Annotated in this window: 18 protein-coding genes; 5 read left to right on the top strand and 13 right to left on the bottom strand. The window is 46.5% G+C overall.

Annotated features, from left to right (window positions below; translation table 11 throughout):
- Positions 1-27: 27 nt before the first annotated feature.
- The 3 genes from F0220_RS12970 to F0220_RS12960 all read right to left on the bottom strand — a co-directional run bounded on the left by F0220_RS12970 (position 28) and on the right by F0220_RS12960 (position 3711).
- A complete protein-coding gene (locus F0220_RS12970; RefSeq protein WP_105598395.1) occupies positions 28-1086 on the bottom strand; it encodes an ROK family protein in 1059 nt (352 codons plus the stop codon).
- Between the two features lie 36 nt (positions 1087-1122).
- Complete coding sequence (locus F0220_RS12965; protein ID WP_105598394.1) at positions 1123-2334, bottom strand: ROK family transcriptional regulator; 1212 nt, start codon at positions 2332-2334, stop codon at positions 1123-1125.
- A gap of 537 nt (positions 2335-2871) precedes the next feature.
- Positions 2872-3711 carry a YitT family protein gene (locus F0220_RS12960; protein WP_062834072.1) on the bottom strand — a complete coding sequence of 280 codons (840 nt, stop codon included), beginning with the start codon at positions 3709-3711 and terminating at the stop codon, positions 2872-2874.
- A gap of 374 nt (positions 3712-4085) precedes the next feature.
- On the opposite strand from F0220_RS12960, the gene F0220_RS12955 reads away from it, so the two are divergent.
- From F0220_RS12955 to F0220_RS12945, 3 genes are all read left to right on the top strand, one after another.
- A complete protein-coding gene (locus F0220_RS12955; protein WP_105598393.1) occupies positions 4086-5144 on the top strand; it encodes a Delta(5) desaturase DesA in 1059 nt (352 codons plus the stop codon).
- Between the two features lie 87 nt (positions 5145-5231).
- Positions 5232-6380: a sensor histidine kinase gene (locus F0220_RS12950; protein ID WP_105598392.1), complete on the top strand. Its 1149-nt coding sequence runs from the start codon at positions 5232-5234 to the stop codon at positions 6378-6380.
- A complete protein-coding gene (locus F0220_RS12945; RefSeq protein WP_036608692.1) occupies positions 6377-6976 on the top strand; it encodes a response regulator transcription factor in 600 nt (199 codons plus the stop codon). The genes F0220_RS12950 and F0220_RS12945 overlap by 4 nt, the downstream gene beginning before the upstream one ends.
- Positions 6977-7162: 186 nt before the next feature.
- On the opposite strand, the gene F0220_RS12940 is transcribed toward F0220_RS12945, so the two are convergent.
- The 8 genes from F0220_RS12940 to F0220_RS32870 all read right to left on the bottom strand — a co-directional run bounded on the left by F0220_RS12940 (position 7163) and on the right by F0220_RS32870 (position 19017).
- The gene (locus F0220_RS12940; RefSeq protein WP_105598391.1) at positions 7163-8071 is read right to left on the bottom strand and encodes a hypothetical protein; all 909 of its coding nucleotides are present in this window, start codon (positions 8069-8071) and stop codon (positions 7163-7165) included.
- 44 nt (positions 8072-8115) lie between these two features.
- The gene (locus F0220_RS12935) at positions 8116-8856 is read right to left on the bottom strand and encodes a polysaccharide deacetylase family protein (RefSeq protein ID WP_105598390.1); all 741 of its coding nucleotides are present in this window, start codon (positions 8854-8856) and stop codon (positions 8116-8118) included.
- Positions 8857-9327: 471 nt separating this feature from the next.
- The gene (locus tag F0220_RS12930; RefSeq protein WP_036608705.1) at positions 9328-9831 is read right to left on the bottom strand and encodes a ferritin; all 504 of its coding nucleotides are present in this window, start codon (positions 9829-9831) and stop codon (positions 9328-9330) included.
- 156 nt (positions 9832-9987) lie between these two features.
- Positions 9988-10107, bottom strand: coding sequence for a hypothetical protein (locus tag F0220_RS12925; RefSeq protein ID WP_017688846.1), 120 nt, complete (start codon positions 10105-10107; stop codon positions 9988-9990).
- Between the two features lie 100 nt (positions 10108-10207).
- Positions 10208-10465, bottom strand: coding sequence for a YolD-like family protein (locus tag F0220_RS12920; RefSeq protein WP_036608707.1), 258 nt, complete (start codon positions 10463-10465; stop codon positions 10208-10210).
- A gap of 153 nt (positions 10466-10618) precedes the next feature.
- Positions 10619-12310: a DUF11 domain-containing protein gene (locus F0220_RS12915; protein WP_105598389.1), complete on the bottom strand. Its 1692-nt coding sequence runs from the start codon at positions 12308-12310 to the stop codon at positions 10619-10621.
- Entirely contained in the window at positions 12307-16209 is a 3903-nt protein-coding gene (locus tag F0220_RS32875) for a beta strand repeat-containing protein (protein WP_223199932.1), read from the bottom strand. Before F0220_RS32875 ends, F0220_RS12915 begins: the two co-directional genes overlap by 4 nt.
- Before the next feature lie 6 nt (positions 16210-16215).
- Complete coding sequence (locus F0220_RS32870; RefSeq protein ID WP_223199931.1) at positions 16216-19017, bottom strand: DUF7507 domain-containing protein; 2802 nt, start codon at positions 19015-19017, stop codon at positions 16216-16218.
- Positions 19018-19249: 232 nt separating this feature from the next.
- Between F0220_RS32870 and F0220_RS12905 the strand changes: the two genes are divergently transcribed.
- Entirely contained in the window at positions 19250-20389 is a 1140-nt protein-coding gene (locus tag F0220_RS12905; RefSeq protein WP_105598387.1) for a GGDEF domain-containing protein, read from the top strand.
- A 103-nt stretch (positions 20390-20492) separates the two neighbouring features.
- On the opposite strand, the gene F0220_RS12900 is transcribed toward F0220_RS12905, so the two are convergent.
- A complete protein-coding gene (locus F0220_RS12900; RefSeq protein ID WP_105598386.1) occupies positions 20493-21014 on the bottom strand; it encodes a hypothetical protein in 522 nt (173 codons plus the stop codon).
- Positions 21015-21085: 71 nt separating this feature from the next.
- Positions 21086-22726 (bottom strand): sensor domain-containing diguanylate cyclase, encoded by a 1641-nt coding sequence (locus tag F0220_RS12895; protein ID WP_105598385.1) that lies wholly within the window; start codon positions 22724-22726, stop codon positions 21086-21088.
- Between the two features lie 301 nt (positions 22727-23027).
- On the opposite strand from F0220_RS12895, the gene F0220_RS12890 reads away from it, so the two are divergent.
- Entirely contained in the window at positions 23028-25982 is a 2955-nt protein-coding gene (locus tag F0220_RS12890; protein ID WP_105598477.1) for a Na+/H+ antiporter subunit A, read from the top strand.
- Position 25983: the final 1 nt, after the last annotated feature.

Here is a 25983-nt window from a genome sequence, read left to right as displayed (position 1 = left end):
TAATTCTATAGTAGCTTGACCTATTCTCTATTGATATGTGTGCGCTAGACTCGACCTGATTGCAGCCAATGCCCCGATTGCTCCTGCTTTGTTCCCCAGTTCAGCTACAGCTAAAAGTGTAGGCAGAACGGTGTAACGTTGGAGGCGTGTGCGCACTTCATTTAGATAATAGGATGGGTTGGATGCAGCCACGCCACCACCGATCACTATAATGGAAGGATTGAGTAAAGCCGTAATATTCGCCAGACCTCTAGCCATATAACGCATGGGTAGTTCCAGAATCTCCAGGGCGGCAAGATCACCCGACTCGGCTGCTTTGAATACATGCCTGGCTTCAATCTGTTCCGCTTCCCCTCCTGCCAGACTCATGATCAGGGATAAGGAACTTCCCTTTCCAGCAGCAAAATAACGCCTCGCCTGTTCGGTAATTCCCGTACCTGAAGTCACTTGCTCAAATACGCCAAAGGAATCCGCATCCGCAACATAACCGGTATGAAGCCCTTCCTCACCTGCAATGAAATGCCCAATCTCACCTGCTGCTCCATTCTGGCCGCTATAGAGCTGTCCATTCAGGATAAGAGCAGATCCAATGCCTGTTCCAACCGTGACCATTACACAGTGTTGATGTCCCTGTGCTGCCCCTTGATCATACTCTCCCATTGCGGCCATATTCACATCATTATCCAACATGATATTCCCTCTGTAATACTTCGCAATAACAGGGCGAATATCTAGCTCAGGCCACTGAAAAGCCGGAGCATTTCGCAGTATTCCCTCCTCTTGCAGAATCACACCAGGGAATCCCAAACCTGCACCGTTAAGTTGATCCAGACTGCATCCAACTTCGCGGCAGAATGTTTCCAATTCAGCGAATAACCATCGGAAGAACTCATCCGGCTGATCACTGGCAAGCGTAGGCAAGATTCGTTCATGAACTTCATTTCCAGCCTTTTGTGATGACAAGAGCATTAATGTTTTGGTGCCTCCAATGTCAATACCTGCAATCCAGCCGGATGGATCACCTCCAACCGTACCATCCTGATTGGAATGATAATTATTACTTACGTTTTTCACGGATTCTGTCATACCTTTTCCCTCCTCACATGTTGTATATCCAATGTCTTAATCCATGGCTTCCTGCTGAAGGTTCAGCATCGTTTGTTGTATGGCTACCTGCACTGCACCAGTAACAACAGCTTGCTCACCAAGCTTGGAACAGATTAACTGTGGTTGCACCGGGAATTGCTCAGAGATGATCTGCCTCAGTAAAGGCAATAACACATCACCGTTCCCTCCTATACCTCCGCCAAGCACAATGAGATCTGGGGCAAGCACAACGCTAATCTGCCGCAGAGCGGAAGCAATCTTCTGGCTGTATTGTTGTAGAATGTCTAACGCCTCTACTTCTCCACTGCGTGCAGCTTCAAATAACTTCTCGGGAGTCAGGTGTCTGTGAAGATCATCTGCACCCGAATCAGCAACCTCCAATAATAGTTCATCATGCTGATCTTGATAATCTTTCGCCAGTTGCATCAGACCATCAGCGGACAGCACTTCCTCCAGACGCCGGCCATCGTCCACCAGCATCTCTGCGATCTCTCCAGTTAAGCCGCCTAAACCTCGAAGCAATTGGCCATGTACCATGATACCAGCACCCGTCCCTGTACCGATGGAGAAAAAAACAAACAAGGGATATTCTGCTGCTGCACCACTCCGATACTCCCCAAGCGCCGCAAGATTCACATCATTTTCCAGAATCACTTCACAGGGAAAAGCTCCTGACAACGACTCTAGAGAGAAAGCTTCTTCCAGACCCGCTAAAGGGTCCACAATACGATGGATACGCCCTGATCCAGGCAGCACTACGCCTGGTATACCGAACCCGATGCACTGAATCTGATCCCAGTTCAGATGATTTTCATCAAGCAGTTCGTTCATATGGCTTCGAAGAAGCTCCGGCATCGTCGCTGTCGAATCTGTTCGCTCATGAGCTTCTTGGACAACCATGGGATGTGTCCGATAGGCGATGATCTCTCCATTCAGATCGGATAATGCAATCCGAATACGTGTTGCGCCGATATCTATGCCACAGACATAATAAGCCGTTTCATTGAAACGAATGAGCGTTGCTTTTCGACCCTGAGCGTTGTCAGCTGGCCCCATTTCCCTTACCAGATTACGGTTAATCAGATGTTCGACCGCCTGAGACACCGTTGGTTTACTAAGTCCTGTCTGACGGCTGATATCCGCTCTCGACATGGTTCCCTGAGTTATGAGGGCATCCATAATGAGATTTTCATTCAGATTGCGGATATACTGCGGTGTGCCAGCCATGTTATCGCCTCCTTTTATAGTTAGTTAGGTTTATTAACAAATTGATTAAATTCAATATATCATCGTGTTTGGTGGGTGTACAGCTTTTTGTCATTGCACTCTTTTAGTAGAAAGAACTACACCTCCATCTATAACACAAAAGCCTAATAAAGGGATTATTATACAATAATAGACGTTTATACATTTCCGAAACAGTGACACGCTCATAGAATACCTTATCACGATCAGGGAGGTTTTAATATGTATAGAAAACATCATAAGTGTCATCATCCAAGACCAAAGTGTTTTTACAAAAAAATTACGAAAACCTGTGTTACCAAAGTTAAATATGTCCCTACAAAGTGTAAAAAACATTGTCATGTCACTGTTGAATATTGTGAAGTCAAAAAAAGAAGACATTACTAATACTCTTTTGCCCTTCTCTTTGGAGAAGGGTTCTTTCTTATTGAACTAGATTAATACCGGATACCATTAACCTATCAAAAAAGTTGCGGTGATATTTCACCGCAACTCCTTTCTTCCTTATATACATATTCATCAAGTTTTGGAGAGTTCAATAAATCCTTCACCGAAAACATCACGCACATCATGAATGGTGATAAAAGCAATCTCATCTTCTGCTCGTACAATCTTCTTCAGCATAGAAACTTCCTGCTTGCTAATCACAATGTATAGAATTTCTTTCTTATTTTTTGTGTAATAGCCATGACCGGACAGGACGGTTACTCCGCGATCCATCTTCTCAATGACTTGCTTCGCGATTTCATCCTGTTTGGAAGAGATAATCATGACTGCTTTTTTCGGATTGAGCCCTTCAATAATGAACTCCATTGTTTTGGTTCCAACAAACAGCAAGACAATTGTACACATTAATCCTTGTGGTCCAATGATGAAATATGAGGAGAAAGCCACAATCAGATCAAAGAACAGAAGTCCATAACTGATATTCCAATCCAGATATTTGTTGGCAAGTCGGGCCAGGATCACTGTTCCCGCCGTTGTGCCTCCTACTCTAACAATCAAGCCAATACCCAGACCGGCAAATACTCCGGCAAAAATGGTATTGATCCAGAGTTCATCCGATGCAATCGTCCAACTCTCCGTCAGGTGCAGGAACAACGAGTTGAATACCACCGCAATAATCGTATATACCGTAGTCGTTTTGTCAAGAAACCGATATCCCACAATTAACAAAATGCCGTTCAGGATCAAGTTCATCAGTCCAGGGGACCATTCAAACAGGTAATACAAAATAATCGTGATACCTGTGACGCCGCCTTCAGCCAAATCGTTCGGTATGACAAACAGGTTCACCGCCAGTGCAAACAGAAATGCACCTGCCATAATAAATAGGATATCCGTAATTCGTTTCTTCATTATGCATTCCATCCAATCCATCAGAAATCAACCTAATCGACCCGTCTCATAAGTTGTCATAATCACTCAAGGATAGATTTTACCATGCTCACAACAAAATTTGTATACATAATACAAATTGTTGCGTAATTTGTGCAAAGGAATTAGTAAAACCTGCTCTTCTGTCTGCTGCAGAGCTATTGAGTATCATACACCCATGACAAATGTCATGGTCCGTCATTGATATTCGTCATTACAGAAGGCTGACGTTTATGACTTACTGTCATGTTCGGATTGTTTTACAATGATAAAAACGCTTCCTACAGGAAAGTCTACCGGGAAACGCCAAGTTGTAACTGATTACAGTTATAACGATTGAAGGAGGACACAATTTTATGAACAGATCAAAAGAAATGGCCTTAAAAAAAGAAGTTACCCCTTACGAAAAAAATGATCTCAGACTAAGTATCCGCCAGTTAATCAATACATTGCTCCCGCTCTTCTTGTTATGGGCTGCAGCTTACTTTAGCTTATCGATTTCCTACTGGCTGACCTTCCCGATTGCCTTGGTGGCATCCGGATTTGTACTGCGGACCTTTATTATTTTCCATGACTGCTGTCATGGTTCATTCTTCAAGAGCAAACGCGCCAATGATATTCTCGGTACCATTACTGGTGTATTGACAGTTACACCCTATCAGCAGTGGAAAAACGAGCATTCTATCCATCACGCAACAAGCAGTAATCTTGACAAACGTGGTGTAGGTGATATCTGGGTTATGACGGTCGACGAATACAAAGCAGCTTCTCCTTGGGGTCGTCTCTTCTATCGGATTTATCGTAACCCGTTTGTATTGTTTTGTATCGGACCCATTTACGTGTTCCTGTTGGCTTATCGTTTTAACCGCAAAGGTGCTAGACGTAAAGAACGTATCAATACACACCTCACTACCGTATTGATCGTAGTACTCTATGCATTCATGTCCTGGTTAGTCGGATGGCAGGCTTTTGTAATGGTGCAGGCACCTATCTTCTTCTTCTCCGGTTTCTTTGGTATCTGGTTGTTCTACGTCCAACATCAGTTCGAAGAGACGTATTTTGAACATGAAGATGAGTGGAGTTATGTAAAAGCAGCTGTTGAAGGCAGTTCTTATTACAAATTGCCAAAATTATTGCAATGGATCAGTGGTAATATCGGGTTTCACCATGTGCATCACTTGAGCCCACGTGTACCTAACTATTTCTTGGAAGAAGCACATAACGCAACACCACCTTTGCAAAAAGCAACTACTATTACACTACGTTCCAGTTTGGTTGCCCTGCGCTTCCGTCTGTGGGATGAAGATTCTAAACAGTTTATTAGCTTCAGACAGCTCAAAAACTTGTCCCGCAAGCCGTATGTTCAACCGCCTATCCGAGTAACCAATCCAGCGGGTCTGACAGAGAAGCCTTAACTCTGTCGGATTCGTTTTCTTGTGTTCAAGCTATAGTCATGCTACAGTCATGCTAAAGTTGAGTACAAGTGCAAGGAGGAGAATTACATTCAAAAGTGGATGCAAAATTTTTATAAAAAGACAGGATTGAATCTTTATGTGTGGCTCGCCTTTTTCATCCTGCCCTTCTATTTCATTTCACAATATTCCAAATTATGGACGTTGGTAACTGGCATCATCATCATCCTCGTTTTCTTCGTCTGTTATCTGCTCGCCTTCATCACCAAGGGCTGGCAGGTGTACATGTGGATTGGACTACTTATTGCCATATCCATTACGATGACTATTGCCTATGATTATGCCTATTTCTCATTGTTTCTTGCTTTTTTTATTGGGAATATTAAAAATAAAGCCGGTTTCTTCACCCTCTATTCGGTGAACCTGGGAGCCAGTTTCGTAACCATTAATTACGGTTTCATTAATCAGAGTTCTCTGCTCGTGAGCCAACTCCCGTTTGTATTCATCAGCTTGATGGCCTCCATTCTGCTTCCCATCAGTACGTATAACAAAAACAAAACTGAACATTTGGAAGGCCAATTGGAGAATGCGAACAAGCGACTTGATGATCTCGTAAAAATGGAAGAACGCCAGCGTATCGCTCGTGACCTGCACGATACACTTGGACAGAAGCTCTCTCTGATCGGTCTGAAAACCGATTTGGCGAGACGGCTGCTCCGCAATAATCCCGATCAGGCCGAGATCGAATTGAACGACCTCAGACAAACGGCAAGTACAGCTCTGAAGGAAGTCCGGGAAATGGTCACCACCATGCGTGGTACACAATTGGTCGATGAACTGTTCCGGGCGGAGCAGATTCTGAAGGCCGCTTCGATTGAATTTGTGCTGGAAGGTAATCCGAAATTACAGGATACGTCACAATTAAATGAAAATGTGCTCGGTATGTGCTTGAAAGAAGCTGTCACGAATGTCGTCAAACACAGTCAGGCAACAACCTGTACTATCATCATCAAAGAAACACTAGCGGATAATGTATTAACCGTTCAAGATAACGGTGTTGGAATAGAACGAACTCGCAAACAGGATCGGCGCGGAACAGGAATTTTGGGCATGAAGGAACGACTTGAATTTGTGAACGGTTGTCTGGATATTCGCTCTGCGGCAGACATCCCGGGTACAGCGATCATTATTCATGTTCCGAAACTCGTTCGCAAACCGATAAAGGAGGCAGAATCATGATTAGAATTGTAATCGCGGAAGATCAGCGCATGATGCTCGGCGCCTTGTCCTCCCTCCTCAATCTGGAGGAAGATATGGAAGTCGTCGGACGTGCCAGCAACGGCCAGGAAGCCCTTGCCCTTGTCCAGGAGCTTGCACCAGACATCTGTCTGATGGATATAGAAATGCCCGTGAAAAGCGGCCTTGAAGCTGCAGAAGAACTCAAAGGAATGAGCTGTAAGGTCATTATCCTGACCACTTTTGCCCGGACCGGATATTTCGAACGGGCCCTGAAGGGCGGTGTCCGTGGTTACCTGCTCAAAGACAGTCCAATTGAAGAACTTGCCGAGTCGATCCGCCAAGTTATGAATGGCAGACGCATCTTCGCTCCCGACTTGGTAGATGAAGCTTACGTAGAAGAAAATCCCCTGACAGAACGGGAGAATGCCGTACTAGGCCTCATGGCAGATGGGAAAAACACCAAGGAAATCGCCGGGCATCTGTTCATCACAACGGGCACGGTGCGTAACTACATCTCCATTATTCTCAACAAGTTAAATGCCAGTAACCGCATTGAGGCCATCACTCGCTCCAAGGAAAAAGGGTGGTTCAAATGAAAGCACCGCTTTAACCCATTGAAACAAAAATAAGCATGTACCCCGGCTACATAAGCTGCGATAACATGCTCAAAATAAAAAGCTTGGCTCAGTAATTTCTTCCTGGGCCAAGCTTTTTTAGGTGTATCGTAACCATCCCACACTCATCTCTTCTACATTGCAGAATATCCGTAAAACACTCAAGATTTATTTCACAGATACAACCATACCAAGAGCTTCCAATGGCACTCGATCGGTCATTAGCTGATGAATTTGGTTACCGTCCTGCCATGAGATCGTTACATGAACAGACTGTCCACCACTTGGATATTCAACCTTGATATACCCTTTATCTTTGGGTACAGGCAAGGTATGTGACTCCAGGTACTCCACCATTTTCTTCGCTATACCCGGATTATTCATTTCATCTTCGGATACCGAACGAATTTCCAGCGTCCATCTACCTTCTTGCCAAGTCAGATATTGACTGCCTGCGGCACCTTCACTCATACCTTTGATGCCATGTCCCAGATCCACAGCCATATCTGCTGGAATATCTTTCAGGTCCGTCTCAGGGAAAATTTCTGGCTGATTCGGGTCCTTATAGGTCTTCACTTCATAGGTAGCCAGTACAGGAATCTTACTGTCGGATGCCGTTAAAGATTGATCATTAATGGCAACAGACTGAGTGGTAGCATAGAAGTTCACCTTAAATGCATCAGCAGTATTGGACAGTATTGCTGCACTCAAAGATGTACCCTTGTCCAATGTGAATGAAGTGGGTAACGCCGCATCCTTCATCTTCAACTGGTTGCGAACTTGCTTGATCACATCATTCACACCTGATTGACCAGTGGCAACTTGGTTGTCATTTGTCTTGGATCCAGATGTGTCTTCATTATCTGTTGTGCCCGTATTCTCTTTGGTTCCTGTTTCATTTTCATTAGAGAAATCAGCACCACCACTGCCGGTCTCGGTCTGCTCACCGACTGTTGTCGTTGATGAAGAACTATTCTCTGATGATGCTGCATTTGAATCCGGTCCGCCACATCCTGCCAGAGCAAGTAAAACGGCTGTCGTTACTGGAATCGTGATCCATAATGGTTGTTTCTTCATGATGTGTACCTCCTCCGTTGTAGCCAATCTAAAAATTAAAAAGATTAACGCTTGTCGTTCCAGAAGTTAACCGGCTGCACTTTTTTGCTTAATACTTCAAAACGATACCCTTCTGCCTTCAAAGTTTTTAACACTTGCGGTAATACTTTCAGCGTTGCTTCCTGGTCGTGCATAAGCACAATAGGTGTTGTTCCGCTCTTTTGCACATTGTGGATCTGCTTCATTACACTGTTATAGACTTTCTGGTGATCTTTCTTGTATTTCCAGTCTTCCGAGTCGACATTCCAATCCCATAGATGGAATCCACCTTGGCCCAGCAGTACATTACGGAATGCCGATTTGAGATAAGGTTTACTACCATATGGCGTCCGCACGAGACTTGTTTTAACTCCGGCAACCTTGTTCAGACTTGCATTGGCCTGTTGCATCTCTTTCAATCCGCTATATGCAGATTTATAGAATTTGCCTGGAACGTGAGTCACACCATGCAGACCCAATCCATGCCCGTCAGCTACGATTCGTTTGGTAGCCTTCTGAAATTGCTCCATTTGAGGTCCCAGCATGAAAAACGTTGCCTTCGCATGATATTGATCCAGAATATCCAGTAACTGACCCGTATGAGCGGTTGGCCCATCATCAAACGTCAGGTATATAATCTTTGAATTTGGTTTGCTTGCACCATCCTTGGATGCAGCTGATTTGGCAGATACCGACTGCGGCAATAATAGTGGAATGATTAGTAAAATAGCAAGTGTGACCATGATAGATTTACGAATATGTAGCATAATTAAAAGTCTCCCTTGTGTGTTATATTTCCCCGGGTGTCCATGTTTTTCTACCTTCATCCCTTGGCGATTAATCCTAATACTATCAAAGATAGTGGCTCCTGTTCTCGCTCCAAAGGCTACGGTAGAGTTACACTTTTGTCAGATAAACCTAAAATTTAATACGAATTTGATAGATTTGCGCAAAATAAGATCCCGTCAGGATAGATCAAATGTGACATATCCTCTATTACCCACATTCAGAATTTTGATAGACCTTTACTCCAATTCAAGCAAATCAATACAATCATTAAATATCTATGCATGCAAAAAAACCTGCACAAGTGCAGGCTTCTTTGTCTTCAATCAGCATATGGCATCAAACCATCATCCCTTGCAAGGAGATTGCCCCCATTGCTTTCAGGATCATTACCTCATGCTGTATGTAAATGGTGTTTTGACGCTGGAATCTTATCGAGTCCCTACGTGCATTTATTCAGCAGGAGCAGTGAACGAACGTTTGCCAAACTCGGCATCCAGCATGTAGAAGGCATTGCTGTCTTTTTCAATGCGGCGCAGCTTCTGAATAATATTGTCAAACAAAGCTTCCTCTTCAACCTGCTCATCAATGAACCATTTCAGGAAATACATCGTTGCATGTTCACGTTCATTCAGAGCGATGTCAGCCAGATTGTAGAATTTTTTCGTGTTTTGCTGTTCATGAGCATAACCATGCTCAAATACATCCAGCATCGAAGCATATTCATTCTTCGGTTCTGGCAAAGCCTCAAGTGTGGCACGTTGTCCACGATCATTCAGGAATTTGTATATTTTCATGCCATGGAATCGCTCCTCTTCCGCTTGCACGATGAAGAAGTTCGCAAATCCATCCAGACTTTTGCTGGAACAATAGGCTGCCATAGCCAGATATACATGAGCAGAATAAAACTCAAAGTTCATCTGTTCATTTAAAGATTCTGTTAACGTTTGGCTCATAATCAAAACACCTCTTTCTTTCTCTAGGGATGGTTATATTCTAACATAACGTCAGCAGGACTTACACCGATTTTCTACAAAATTCGCCAAGGACTGAACGTACAAAAAAGCTCTGCCGCAATGGCAGAGCTTCTTTCATTCTTTAGAGATATGCAATTATACCAAGAACGCTTTGGAGATGATAACCAACAGGATGAACAGAACCAGAATGGCACCTACAGAAGTGAAACCTCCGTATCCGTAGCCTCTTGTTTCTCCACCTAATACTTCGCTCATTGACCGTACCTCCTCTGCAACAGGTATGGGTTATCTTATGCAGGAAGAACGACTTTGACAGGGCGGATGCCCTAATTATTCAAAAGCTGTTTTTTTTCGTTCAGTACCGGGGAGATTGCACACGCATGATATCCAGAAAAGGCACCTTCGCTGTGAACTCTTCTTCGGTATACTCTACATGCACAAGTCGTGTACGGGAGTCCATTTTGACGATGACTCCTTGCACCTGATCTTCCTTACCCCATACGGTCAACAGTACTTCCGAACGTTCCCGAAAAGCTTCAACTAGTTGATTTCCCAACTCTTCAAGTTCGAATTCATCCCGTGTAGGTCTTTTTGCTACTTTTGCTTTTGCCAATGTGGCTGCCTCCTCTACTCCGACGTCCCGATTCCACGGGTTGATTGCCGAGTTCATATTCAATTAGTATACCATTCATTTACGTTCGTGTAATCTCATGGCAACCAGAATAAGCAAATTCCTCAGGCAAGTTACCGTTAACCGTGATACCTCCTATTCTTCTCCATACTCCACAATGATGCTGTACTCATTCGATCGGGTTTCGCCAGCCCGTTTTTGTCCATTCCATTCATACGTGTACCGAGCAATCAAGGCTCCTTGCAGCGTCCCCGTCTTCTCAGAAGCTAACTTCGCTACATACGAGATGTTCTTTTCCGTTTCAGGCTCAATCACGCCCACATGCAGAACCCGTGGTGTGGAATACTCTGGTAAGCTCAATTGGATCTCACCCGTAGCTTGCCCAAGCCATCTGGCACCCTCAGGTAAAATGCTCCCAAGTTGTACACGTGCCGGCAAATTGCCTGTATTCCCCACACGTACCTGAAAAGTGACGGTACCTCCCTGCTCGACCAATGTGGGTGTCACTTGAACGTAAGCCTGAATTATCGGCGCTTTCAATTCGACCACAGCTTCATTAGATGTAATCATCCGCTGCACTGACCGTGAATCTGGCAATCGAAATGTATACATCAGGCTAGCATGATTCACATACCTGTAGTCATCAGGCATCGATTCATCTCGATCTGGAAGTTTCGCTTCGAACTGAATATTCAGAACCGACCGGGCTGTCAACGTCCCCAGATTAAGCCCTTTAGCCAGATTGGTTCCGGGACGTTTAACCCCATTCCAGCGCAGACTGCCTTCGACAAATGTTACACCTGTTGGCAGTACATCCAGGAGAGTTCCATCCACCGCATAACTGCTTGCATTGGAGATGGTAATATTATATTGGACGGCATCACCCAATGTGGCCGTTACCGGGAGCACACTTTTCACCACAGAGACCTGTGGCTGTAACACTTCCAGAGTAACCTGATTGGAGTAAAGCGTCTCCTGCTGTCCTGCCGAGATATATGACAGTACAGCTACACTTGATATTCCATTCGCATCGCTTCCCCCAATAACCTGAACCCGATATTGTATCCGAATTGAGCTTCCGGGCAAAATCTCTCCAAGTTGTATGCCCGTATCAGGCGTTACTTGTGGCGCAAACATTTCATCTACGATGACACTCGCTGGTATAAAAACAATTCCCTGTGGCAAAGAAATCGTTACTTGGGCATTCGTGGCTGCAATAAAACCCGGATTGCTCACGATAACGGTGTACATGACAATATCCCCTGAGAAGGTATAGATGTGATCCGCCTGAAAGGAGATCTCCAGCCGGGATGAGACCAGATTGACCTCCACGATATTGGATTGTTCCATACCCGTAACCGTTCTGCCTTCCGGTGTCAAAAACTCATAGTTAACCTGTGCCTGATTCAGCAGCTTCAGTGTCTCAGGTAAACGTAAGATTACAACTTGGAAGTGGTATCGCAACGTGGCTCCGGGCTCGATTTCAGCTGGAGGCAATCCACTCTCCGGTGATGCTCCCGGTAACGGAATACCATCACGCAGTACACTATTGGGAAGCAGTGCCGTCTCTGCAGATAGCTGATCCAATAGGTACACTAGGGCCGGAAGATTTCCGGTGTTAACAATTTCAACATGGTAGATAAGAGACTGCCCCAAGGCAGCCTCCGTGACATTGCAGACTTTTCTGACTTCAAGCCTGGGGCCGATCCACGGTGTTACAACCGTATTCGAATAGGATACCTGTTCCAGTTCAGTCGCACCCGAGCTGAATCGAACCAGGGACTGATTCTTTAGCCAGTGGGACAACGGACCGGAAGATTGGCTCATATCACCACAACCTCTACTCTGAATGTAACCGTAACGGAAGCACCCGCAGCAATCGATCCAAGTGTGATACCTGTATTCGGATTCCCTGTTGGTCTTGGCACACCATCCACCGTAACACTTCCTGGCACAAATACTGTACCGACAGGTACCGGGTCAACCATGACCACATTATTTACCACTTCAATGCCGCTATTGGTTACTACAACCGTATAGGTGATCACATCGCCGACAACGGCATCAACCGCACTTGTGCTTTTGACAACAGTCACATTTGGTGCAGATACCGGAATCACCAGAACATTGGAGGATACCGTCCCTGTCAACAGACGGCCATCGGGTGGACTAAATGTATAGTTGGCCACCGCCTGGTTAACGAGTTGCTGATCCTGCGGCAACGAATCTACAGTCACTTCGAGGGTAACCGTTACAATAACCGTACCTCCGGACGGTATGGAACCCACAACGATACCCGTCTCCGGATTGGCACCTGGCTGTGGAACACCATCAATCAGAACACTGTTGGGAAGCAGTACGGCTCCATTCGGTATATTGTCCGTTAATGTCAAACTTGCATCCAGATTCCCGCTATTGTTAATGGCAAAAGAATAGGTGATGGTGTCACCAATCGTTGCATTGGAGGTGCTCCCTGTTTTGGTTACGGCAATAATCGGCTGATAGATTGGTGTTACAACCGTATTGGAATACGCTGCTCCCGAGAAAACACCCGATGTGAAACTTACGGAAGACTGACTGCTCACTTGTGGTGGTGTTGGAAGCGTATTGACCCGCACTGCATACGATACCGCTATCGATGCTCCAGGGGCTAAACTACCAAGGGCTATGCCCAGCGCAGGGTTTGCCAAGGCCCGTGGAACGCCATCTACCAAGACGCTGCCAGCAACAAATGTGGTGGCTGGGTTAATAGGATCGGTGATCACAATGTTGTTTACCGGGTCAATTCCTTCATTGGTCACAACCATCTCGTATACGATCGTATCGCCCACCACAGCATCACTCACCGGAGTGGTCTTCACAACGCTGACATTCGGAGCAGATACTTGAATGTTGAGTGCGTTGGACGTAATCGTGCCTCCAAGTGTTCTTCCATCAGGCAATGTATACGAAAATGTAGCAGAAGCCTGATTGGTGATGGACTGGCTCAAAGGTAACGTCACAATCACAACGGAGAAGGTAACTAGAGTTGTTGTGGAAACGACACCAAGCGGAATACCCGAAGCCGGATCTGCACCTGGTGCTGAAGCCCCGTTAATAATAACGCTATTTGGAACAAGCTCTGTTCCTGCCGGAATGGTATCGGTCAACGTGACGGATGCCCCATAGTTCCCGGTATTGGAGATGGCGATGCTGTACACAACGGTATCCCCTACCGTTGCTATCGTCTGATCTCCCGTTTTCACTGCCGCCAGAATAGGTTGAAAGACCGGAGTTGTAACCGTATTGGAGAATGTGGTCGCTGAGAAAACCCCTGATGTAAAACTGACCGTGGACTGATTGTTTAACACTGCACTTGCCGGGAGCGCCGTAACCTGCACACTAAATACAACGGTTACCGTAACGCCAGGTGCGATGGAACCAAGCGTTATTCCCGTAGAAGGATTGGCACCAGGGCGCAGAACACCATCAACAAACACGCCAGTTGGCGCAAGAACGGTACTTGTCGGCACTGCATCCGTGAAAACCACATTGTTGACCGTTGCAATTCCGTTATTGGTTACAGCGATGCTATACGTTACGATATCACCAACTGATACCGCCGTTGAAGTTGTGGATTTGACGACATCGACATCCGGTGCCGATACGGTAATGGTCAACACATTGGATAGAACAGACTCCGTGATGTTCCGCCCATCCGGCAATGTATATGATAGAGCTACAGAAGCCTGATTCACCAGTTGTTGCGGACTTGGCAGCGTATCAACAACCACTGAAAAGGTAATGGTGGTCGTAGCTCCGGGAGCCACGTTGCCTGCGGGGATGCCCGTTGCTGGATTTCCTGCTGGCAGCGGTTGACCGTTTACAATAACGCTATTTGGAACAAGGATGGTTCCGGCTGGAAGGTTATCTGTCAGGTTAATCTGGGCTCCAAAGTTTCCCTGATTGTTCACGGTTATCGTGTAGCTGACTGTATCCCCAACGGTAGCATTTTGTGTACTGGCTGTTTTTTGTGCTGAAAGAATAGGCTGGTACACCGGAGTGACCACAGTATTTGAAAAGGTTGTGCTTGAGAATGTACCTGAGGTAAAACTGACCGTAGAGCGATTGCTCAACTGATCACTTGGCGGGATCGCGTCGACACGGATACTGAATGTGACCGTCGCGGACGTTCCGGGCCCCAATGTACCAAGGGGTACCCCACCTGCCGGATTGGCTCCGGGTTGCGCAACCCCATTCACTGTGACACTCCCTGTAACAAAGGAGGATCCAGCTGGAATCGGGTCTGAAAACTGAATATTGCTCACCGGTGCAATTCCGCTGTTGGTCACTAGAATGGAATAGGTCACCGTATCGCCTACCGTAGCCGCGGTGGAAGCTGTGCTTTTGACAACAGCGACGTTTGGTGACGAGACCGGGAACGTGAGTGTATTCGAAGTGGCTGAGCCAGTCAACGTCCGCCCATCTGGAGGTGTAAATGTAAAGGATGATGTAGCAAAGTTGCTAAGCTGCTGTGGAGATGGAAGTGAATCCACAACAACGGCAAACGTGACAACAGCTGTCGCCCCCGCTGCTACAATACCTATCGGAATGCCTGCTGCTGGCGTCGCTCCTGGCTGTGGCACACCGGATACAACCACACTGTTGGGTACTAAAGTAGTCGCAGCGGGAATGGTATCTGTCAGGGTAACATTTGCCTCCAGATTGCCTGTGTTGCTAACCGTTACTGTGTATACAACCGTATCACCTACGGTCGCATTTACGGTATTTGCCGTTTTGACAAGTGAAATCTGCGGTTGTATGACCGGAGTCTGAGTGGTATTGGACGATGATGACCCTGAAAATGAACCGGATGTGAAGCTGACCGTCGACTGATTGTTAATCTGCGAAGGAATCGGCATGGTAATCGTCACCTCAAAAGTTACGGTAACCTCGGCTCCTGGAGCCAACGTACCGATTGGAATGCCGGCGGTCGGATTGGAGAGCGGGAACGAAGTCCCGTTCACAATGACACTTCCGGGTACAAATGGGGTATTCGAAGGAAGAGGATTGACATATACCACATTATTAACGGCTACTGTGCCGTTATTACGAATAACAGACGTGTATCGAATGACATCCCCGACTACGCCGTACTCTACATTGTCACTGTTGACAATCGTTACATTGGGTAGAGAGACAGGAATAGTGATGGTGTTGGATGACGAGAATCCGGCAATCGTTCTCCCACTTGGAAGCGTGTAAGCAAACGAAGCAACCGCCTGATTAATTAACTGCCTTGCATCTGGCAAACTGGTAACCGTCGCAACAAAAGTGACCGTTGCACCTGTGCCCGCAGCAATCTCTCCTAGACTGATCCCTACATCCGGGCTGACCCCAGGTGTAGGTACGCCATTAATAATGACACTATTTGTGCTGAATACCGCTCCTGCTGGAATGGGATCTGTCAAGGTAACCGTTGCAGCTATATTACCTGTATTGTTAATTTGGATGGTGTAATTAAACGTATCTCCTACCGTCAAACTTGTTGTACTTGCTGACTTCACCACTTGAACCACTGGCAGAAATATGGGGGTATTTACCGATATGGAAGAAGAAACACCATTAAAACTGCCTGATGTAAATGCTGCATTGGCCCGGTTACTAACCAAACCTGTGGATGGAACAGAATTCACCCGGGTCTGATAGGTCACAGTTACACTGCTTGAGCTATTCAATGTACCCACTGCGATTCACGCAACGGGGCTTGCGCTTGTAACAGCAGATCCATTAATCGTGACACTACCCGGGACAAATTCAGAGCCGGATGGTGCATCCGAAATCACCAGATTTTGGACCGCACTAATTCCGGCATTGGTTGCAATAACGGTATAGGTAAGGATGTCACCTACAGTCGCATCAGGTGTGTTTACCGTTTTGCTAATCGAAATATTAGGGGCCGATGCAGGTATTCGAACGATATTGGATTGACTTGACCCTGAGAGATTCCGTCCGCTGGGAAGCTGGTACGTATAAGTTGCGGTACCCTGATTCTCCAGTGTTGGCGGAGATGGAAGTGTACTCAGTGTTGCGCGAAATACGACCGTTGCCGTAGCACCTGGCGAGAGACTGCCCAGCGTTATACCGGTTAAGGGGCTGGTTCCCGGACGCGCAGTACCATTCACGGTTACCGAATCCGGGACAAACGTCAGCCCCGCTGGAATCGTATCGGTCACATTCACTTGAGTCGCTATGTTTCCACTGTTCGTGACTGCAAGTGTGTATGCAATCTGATCCCCCAGTGTCGCATTGGTTTGGCTTGCCGACTTGTTGATACCGACAACGGCTTGGTATACAGGGGTTGTAATGGAATTGGAGTTGGAAATGCCCGTGAACGAACCAGAGCTATAGGACACTACCGCTCGATTAACTAAAGAACCTGAAGCAGGAAGAGACTGCACATTCACCTGAAACGTCACCGTTGCAGAACTTCCGGCCGCCAATGTCCCAATAGAGATGCCACTGCTCGGATTCGCAGACGGTACGACAGTTCCTCTTACGGTTGCACTGCCAGAAACAAAGGTTGTTCCAGCAGGGAGCGCATCTGTAAGTACCACATTGTTAATCACCTGAATACCGCTGTTGGTAGTAACTATGGTGTACGTGAAGGTCTCCCCGACTGCAACATCGGTAACGGATGCTGATTTTACCGTGGTCACATTGGGCAATGTTACCGGGATCGTTAAGGTATTCGAGGCGATGTTTCCCGTGATCGTCCGACCATCAGGTGAATTAAAGGAATAAGAAGCCGTAGCCTGATCCACAAGAGTCGGCGGTGTCGGCAAGCTTGTTACAAGCACCTGAAAGGTCACGGTATTGGCACTTCCTGCCGCGAGGCTCCCCAGATTAACGCCAGTAACCGGATTGGCACCAGCAATCACATTTCCATTCAGACGAAAGCTGCCTGCTACATATGAGCTACCACTTGGTATGTTATCCCTCAATGTAACGTTGGCAGCAACATTCCCTCCGTTGTTCACTTGGAGTGTATAGGTAACCAGGTCACCCACCGTGGCATTGGTGGTACTCGCCGATTTCACAACGGACAGGTTTGGCGAATAAACAGTAAGGGTGGAGTTATTGGACGGAATAACTCCCGTAATCACTGCCCCCCCTGCCACACTTTGAAATGTAAAAGCGGCATTCGCTGAATTCACCAGCTGCAATATGCTTGCATCCTGACCAATGAGCGCACGATAGGTGACTACGATGCTGCTGGACAGGTTTAATGAACCCAGCGGAATGCCTGCGGTCACATCGAGTGTTGGGCGGGGTATCCCTGCGACCGTTACACTCCCTGGAATGAAGGTAAGCCCTGCAGGCAGTGAATCGGATAACACAACGCTGGCCGCACTGGCTGTACCTGCATTGCTGACGGTAACAGTATAGAGAACACTATCTCCCGCCACCGCGCCGGAGGCAACGGATGCCTTGGCCACTGTAATTTTGGGCGCATTGATATCCACCTGAATCGCATTGGCATTGACAATGTAGGCATCCCCCGAGGTCGTCAGCGTTAACACAGCAGAAGACTGGTTGTTAATCAGTCTCGCAGATACATCCACATTGGTAATATCCCAGCCTTGTCGTCCACCGATAATATTGGTGCCTGGGGCCCCGTTAGTCTGGTTTCGTGTTCCGAAAGTCCCTGTTGTGTTAAGCGCTCCCGTATCCCCATTGATTTGGGATGCAAAAAAGTTCGCAGCCAGATTATTGGGCCCGGACAAAGCAACCGATGTAGCTGAGGTTGGCCCGAATAATGCCTGATCTCCAGTCCGGTTCGCGTCACCTTCCTGGGCACTGAACAGCGCTCTTCCTCCGAGTACACCGGAGAGGGGGGTGGCGAATCCAGTCAATGTTGTTACGACCGGTGGTGAAGTGGATTGCACAAGTACGCCGCCTGCACGCAAAGACATGTTGCGAAAAGGGAGATTGGGATTCTGATAAATAACGCCAAGTGTCCATCCCGCATGATTGGCCGTGGAATCATTTGTAATAACTATAGTCCCTACCACTGCTCCGGTGATATATGTACCTGCTCCCCCATTTTGTACAAGTGTCGTCACATTGGCGGAACGTACATAACCTGCGGCGTTGTTACCCAGATCAAACTGATTGTAAGTCACCGGGTCAGGTGTAACACTGAATGAACCTGCAGGGGTAGTGAACGTTACCGGATTGTTGATCGCTGAGCTCAGATTGACAGTTCCATTGATATAACTTCCGCCCCAGATTAATTCCGCATACAGAACGGTACTTCCCGCAGGAAGAACAAGGATAGCAGCGGAACTGTTACTCTGATACAAGCTTGTGGTCCCCAGTGGGTAGGTGCCGTATTGGACGCTGGTGTTGGTTGTGGTAAAACCTCCAATACTATCCTGTGTTCCGGGTACTCCCGCCGTTTCTGAACGACTCAGTCCAAGCGTATTTCCTGTAAATGTAATTGCTCCCGTAGCATTAACGGTTGAACGAACGACAAGAGGAATGAAGATCACCTCCCCTTCATCAATGATTTCCTACATATGGAACGGAGCCATGTATATAGTCTATGAGTGTATTGTTGAGTTTTGTTTGTCCTCCATAAAAAGTTTGTGATAACTCGAAAATTATGTGAGTCTTGTTCTCACATAACAGTTAAACACATTTGCGTTTTGTTCATTGTGATTTATAATTATCTTATACGAGAGTAATTCTGTCGTACCATTATGATGCAGTCAGCGGTGATATATGAAAGGTTTCCATACGCACAATAGCCACATTCCAACAGAGTACGAGTTCAAACATTCCAAATGGATTCAAAAAATGCTCCATGCCTACTGGATAGTCATCATTGCACATTTCGCCATTCAGATTGGCTGTTTCCTGTTTCTGGAGTATGATCGTACACCGATAGATTTCTTGATGAATGTCCTGTTCTGGCCTACGGCCGTCAGCAGTTCATGCATTTTGTTCGCAAGTTGGGTTGATCGGCGCTTCAGTTCATATTCCTTTTACACCATGTCTATAGCCAGCACGGTTATCGCCTGGACAATTATTCATGTCAATTATGACATTCGGATTATATTAGCAATCTGTCTGTTGCCCATCTTTGCTTCGGTGCTGTTCTTCAGTAAAAAGAGAGTCTGGATTGTCTTTCTGATGCAGATGACTGGTTACTTTCTGGTTTTGTTCGATCCGGCCTACCGGTTGTACCTGTCTTCATTTGACATGGTATCCATTCCTGCTTTTCTAATCCTAGGTACATATGTAGCACAGGTTATCGTAACCAGCGGCGTTGAGGTGCTTGATGATCTTCAGGCCAGCATGCTTGCCAAGCAGGACCTTATTGTGCGAAATGCCATTATGACCAAACAGTCCAAAACAGACGGTTTAACCAACCTTTATAATCAAAGCTCATTCAAGGATTATTATGAAAAAGCATTTGAGTATGCCAACAGTGGCATGAGTATGCATCTGGCCCTGATCGATATTGATGACTTCAAATCCATTAATGATACGTATGGTCATCGGGTTGGAGACATCATTCTGGAGAAAGTGTCCCTGATCATTCAGGAAACCATTACCTCAAGTGATATTGCAGCACGGTACGGAGGCGAAGAGTTCGCCTTATTGATGTTTGAGCAATCTTTCAAGCAGGCCTATGCCTTGGTGGAACAGATTCGTCAGAAGATTGCCCTGATGGGCCATCTGGAACTTGAAGGAGCTTCCATCACCGTAAGTATCGGTCTCAAAAGCTACAGCCCTAATATAACCAAAGACAAATTGTTTGAGGAAGTGGATGCCTGTCTGTATGCCGCCAAACGAACAGGTAAAAATAAAACCGTAACATCACTTGACCTGACTTCGTCCTTGGCAGAGAAAATATAAATAAAAAAGTTGTGCTGTACACCGGAATCCCGGTTTGTACAACACAACTTTTTTTGGGTCTGAATATGATCAGCAGGCCGATCTTCTTCATACGTCTATGTTTTCATTCCGCCCATTCCCAGCGATGACGATTTTGCTCCAGCATCGGATGCAGGTATTCGGACGATCCGTCAATGATGAGACGCAGCTCTTTGATCCAATCCTTGAAGGAATCAAATGAAGCAAACAGATTTGCCATCTCTATCGTCAAATAAAGAGAGTGAGGGGCTGGATATTCCGCAGTGATATGACGCAGCGCGCTATCCACAGGCGTATATTTCTTTCTCTTGCCCTCAAGCCCCTCCACACGTATACGTGAAGTTGGATGTTCCCGCCGCCAATCATGCAGGCGGTCTTCTCTTTTGTAATATGCCTGTATCGTATCCTTGCTCATTCGTTTAAACGTGCTCTCGTGTAAAGGATACAGCACAAGCTGTATGAATGAACGGGTGTCCGCCGTTGCAGCGGCGCGTTCAAGTTGCTCATCGGTCACATGTTCAAACGAGTCATAAAAAGTCAGTGTGCCTTTGCGGCTGGCCGCAGGTGGCTCATAACCATAAGGTACAGTTGTATATTTTCCAGACATTTCACCCCTCCTTGTCTATACCCACATTCGTAAAAAGGTGATTGGGATAACCGAGCTAATATTATTATACGCTAACGATCCTGCTTCAACTCGGAATAAAATGTTATTCTGTTCTTGCCTGCACGTTTGGACTCATACAAAGCTTCGTCCGCCATCCGGATAATCTCACTTGGATTGTCGCTGTTGGTTGGATACTCAGCACCTCCAATGCTACATCCAATTCGAATTCGCTCGTATTCGATAATAAACGGCTTGTTCAGACTTTGAATGATGGCTTCAGCATAAGCCATGGCTTCTTCCCTCGGATGACTTCCAACAGACTGAAGTACAATCAGGAATTCATCTCCGCCCAATCGGACCGTTATGCCCTTCTCCTGACCAAGAGCAGACAGTCGCTGGGCCACTTTCTGTAGCAGCACATCTCCAGTCTGATGTCCAAGTGTATCGTTGACCCGTTTGAATCCATCGAGATCCAGATAGAGAAAAGTCAGCGTGTGATTTTCACTTTCAGTCTCCAGAGACTCCTCAAGATATACTTCTAGGGCAGTGCGATTCGGCAGACTAGTCAACTGATCAAAATGCGCCAGATTCTGCATCACGACCAGCTCCGAGTTTTTATTCATAAGAGAGGTCAGCATATCCCGAAGCGAACGGGACAACACTTCAATCTCCTTAATCCCCTTAATCGCAGGAATTTCAAGCTCTTCCCCTGCACGCAGTCGATTGGCTACTCTGGTAAGACGCACAAGTGGGGCAGAAATCAGACGTGAGACAAACCAGCCAATCAGTGCAAACAGTACGGTAACGGCGAGTCCCGACCACACATTAAACCACATCAGGTCAAACACAGAAGCAAAAGCAGATGACTTGACTTGACGAATGACTACGGTCCAGCCTAATCCGGGATAATCCAGATGACCCTGGCTGTAGGCAAACCCTGTCACATATTCTTTACCATCTGGCCACTCTTCAATGGACCAGCTGCTTTTGTTGCGCTGGGCCTCTTCGATGCCGGGCAATGCCAACGGTTTACCGATCCATTCCTTCGGCCCCAACAGCACTGTACGTTCCTTTTTGCTTACGATAAAGAACTCAATGTCTTTTTCTTCCCTTTTCAATGGGGCAAGCACGGACTCTTCGACTTCCTTCGCCCATTCCCAACTTAAATGTGCAGCGAGCACACCCTGAATATGGCCCTTGCTATCCTTCAGCGGAAAACTGATATCAACAAATTGCAACGGCTCTCCCGTTGGATTCGGAAGCAGCTTGGCAAGAAGTACTGCATTATGCACATCTCCAATGAATTTACCCTTGATTCCCTCCTGATACACAGGTCGCTCTGATAAATTTTCCCCAAGCAAGATACCATCCGTGGCAGCTAACACTTTTCCCTTCGGGTCCATGAATCCAACCCATGAGAATGAGGGAAAGCTATCTTGTAACTGATCCAGCAGCATCTGAATCTCATCAGGTTGAAATCCATCTTCCAACGAAGCCATTTGACCCAGCAGGTCCAGTTCACCCGCGCGAGCGGACATGAATCGATCCAGCTTGTCCGAAGCCTGTGAGGCCGTGCCTGTAAGCGAGTGACCAATCTCAGTCTCTACAGCAACAAATGACTTTTGGCTAAAAATAGACCCAATCGTCAGAGTAACCAGCAAGGATAACACAGCAAAGATGACAGTAAGCACAGTTCTAATTTTGAATGACATTATTTCCTCCATTACACGGTGAAACCATCTTGCTTTTCAACATAACTATGCTGTAAAGAGTACACGGAATGTCACCTAATCGTTTTCATATTTATCGGAACTTGTGTGTTTTTTTATTATACATGCCCATACAATATTATACTGAAATCTTCACCGTGTTTCTTCCATTCAAAGAATAGACACGATTCTGTATATACATACTTGGGTTATGAATATAGAGAGCAAGCATATCCTTCAAAGGATCATGCACCTGTATGTCACAGAGAGAGTAATCGAAATACTAAACATTGGGGGTGTAATGTTGAGCCTGCTTCATGTTGCTGTTATTCTGCCTTTTGCCGCTGGCATTCTTCTTGCCATGCTGCATCGTTTCTTCCGTAAAAACCATTTGGGATGGCCGGTTCTCCTTGTCCCGGCACTATTATTTGTATACTTTGCGAGTCTCATACCCGCTGTGTCACAGCGCAATACCGTAGCCGGAAATATCCCATGGATTCCTTCACTAGACATTGGATTTAACCTTTATCTGGACGGTCTGAGCCTCATGTTGACACTGCTAATCACCGGAATCGGTGTCCTCGTTGTTCTCTACTCCATCTTCTACATGGATATGAAAGAAGCGCTGAACCGTTTCTACCTGTATCTGTTGATGTTCATGGGAGCCATGTTGGGCGTGGTGTTGTCTGATAATATGATCGTGCTCTACGGATTCTGGGAATTGACCAGTATTACGTCGTTCCTGTTGATTGCATTCCATTACAAACGTAAAGCCTCGACTTCAGGAGCACAAAAATCATTCCTGATTACGGTATTTGGCGGTTTCGCCATGCTTACCGGATTCATGATGATGTATCTCATTACCGGAACGTTCAGTATTCGTGCAACCATTGCAGGATTGGGCCAGTTTCAGGAAAGCGCACTATTTCTACCCGCACTTATCTTGATCCTGATTGGAGCTTTCACCAAGTCAGCTCAGTTCCCGTTTCATATCTGGTTGCCGGATGCCATGGAAGCTCCAACACCTGTTAGTGCCTATCTTCACTCAGCCACCATGGTCAAGGCCGGACTGTACGTTGTGGCCCGGTTTACACCGATCTTCGGTGGACAGGGACTCTGGTTCTGGCTCGTTACTGGCGTTGGTCTTCTGACTTTGTGTTATGGATCATTCCTGGCGGTGAAAAAAAACGACCTCAAAGCGATTCTCGCCTATTCGACCATCTCTCAACTTGGTCTGATCATGTCCCTCTTAGGGGTTGGATCTGCTGCTCTCTACTTCGGATATGGCGAGTCCTCTGCGATGTACACCGTGGCAATAACCGCTGCGCTGCTTCACCTGTTTAATCATGCGACCTTCAAGGCCGCTCTGTTCATGGTCGTAGGGATTGTTGATCATGAAACGGGTACACGTGACATTCGGAAGCTCGGTGGACTTGCTTCATTCATGCCAATTACATTCACCGTGGCATTGATCGGTTCACTTGCCATGGCGGGTATTCCGCCGTTCAACGGATTCCTAAGCAAGGAGTTATTCTTCCAGGCGATGGTGGAAGTCACGCATCTGCGAATCTTTGGACTTGGGTCCTGGAGTGTTCTATTGCCGGTATTCGCTTGGCTTGCAAGTGTGTTTACCCTGATCTATGCGCTTATTATCGTGTTCAAAACATTCCTCGGTCGTAGCCAAAGCGAGATCCCTGCCGAGAAGCTGCACGAAGCGCCCGCTGGTATGCTCATTCCGCCCGTTGTTCTAGGTGTTCTTGTCGTTGTATTCGGACTCTTCCCGAATCTGCTGGCCGGATCACTGATTGAACCGGCAATGGCCGCTGTGCTTCCATCCCTCTTGAATGGGAATGAGCGCTTCGATGTACATTTCTCCCTGTGGCATGGATGGACTCCGGAACTGATTATGACGATCGGAGTTGTGATTCTCGGAATCACTCTCTACAAGCTGTTGCCACGATGGAGGAATATTTATGAGCACTATCCACAAGGATTAACCATTAACAATATGTACCATGTTGTATTGGATAATCTCCAGCATTATGCACGCAAATGGACGGAAGCCTATATGAATGGCTCGGTCCGTAATTATCTGGTTTACATTTTTTCATTCACGGTCGCCTTGTTGGTCTATGCCTTCTTCCGTTCAGGAGAGAATATCACCTGGAATCTGCAGGGCAATGCACCTTTCTCATTTTATGAGGTCGTTCTGCTAGTCACGCTCATCGGTGCTGCGGTTTCAATTCCTTTTGCCAAAAACAGACTGTCGGCAGTCATTATGACGGGCGCGGTTGGTTACATCGTAACCCTGCTGTTTGTACTCTTCCGGGCGCCGGATCTGGCATTGACACAGATGATTGTTGAGACCGTATCCGTTGCATTGTTCCTGCTCTGCTTCTACCATCTGCCTGAATTGCAACGTGGCAAATCAAGCCGCAGTTATCTCACGGTAAATATGATCGTAGCGATTGCAGTCGGAGTTGTGATGACCTTTGTAGCTCTAGCTGCAAGCGGAACAGCATCACTGGACAGCATTTCTACCTTTTTCCTTCAGGAAGCGTATGAGTCTGCGGGTGGTAAAAATGTCGTGAACGTCTTATTGGTTGATTTCCGTGGCTTCGATACGTTATTGGAGATTATGGTGCTTGGCGTTGCTTCACTATCCATCTACTCCATGATTAATCTGAACCTCGAAGCAAAAGATCTGGGAGCTCGCTTGAAGTTCCGTAAGAAGGACGAAAGTCAGGATTCCGAACCTGCTCTGGATGATGAAGCGGACAATACGAAAAAGTATGGTAACCGGGAACGGAGCTCATCCTCCTGGGATACTGTACCCTTGCAGAGTAATGATGTATTGCTGCAAACGACCACCAAGGTCGTTGTGTTCATCATTCTGACATTTGCCATGCACCTGTTCTTTGCAGGACACCACAATCCGGGCGGAGGTTTTATCGGCGGCTTGGTAACAGCGGCAGCACTCGTATTGATTGCCCTGGCATTCAGTACGGATACGATACGCAAAGCGTTACCCGTTGACTTCCGTGTTCTAACAGGGATCGGATTGGGTATAGCGTTACTGACAGGTGCAGGTTCATTTATATTCGGAGTTCCATTCTTAAGCCAAACCTTCGGTTATTTCGAACTTCCTTTGCTGGGAGAAACAGAACTCGCCACGGCCATGCTGTTTGATCTTGGCGTGTATCTCGCTGTCCTGGGTGTCACCATGACCATCATTCTACAGATCGGGGAGGATCGCTGAT

It is taken from the genome of Paenibacillus sp. 37, from assembly GCF_008386395.1.
Taxonomy (GTDB): Bacteria; Bacillota; Bacilli; order Paenibacillales; family Paenibacillaceae; genus Paenibacillus; species Paenibacillus amylolyticus_B.
The sequence above is the reverse complement of the archived record's forward strand: the minus strand, read 5'-3'. Positions and strand labels throughout refer to the sequence as shown.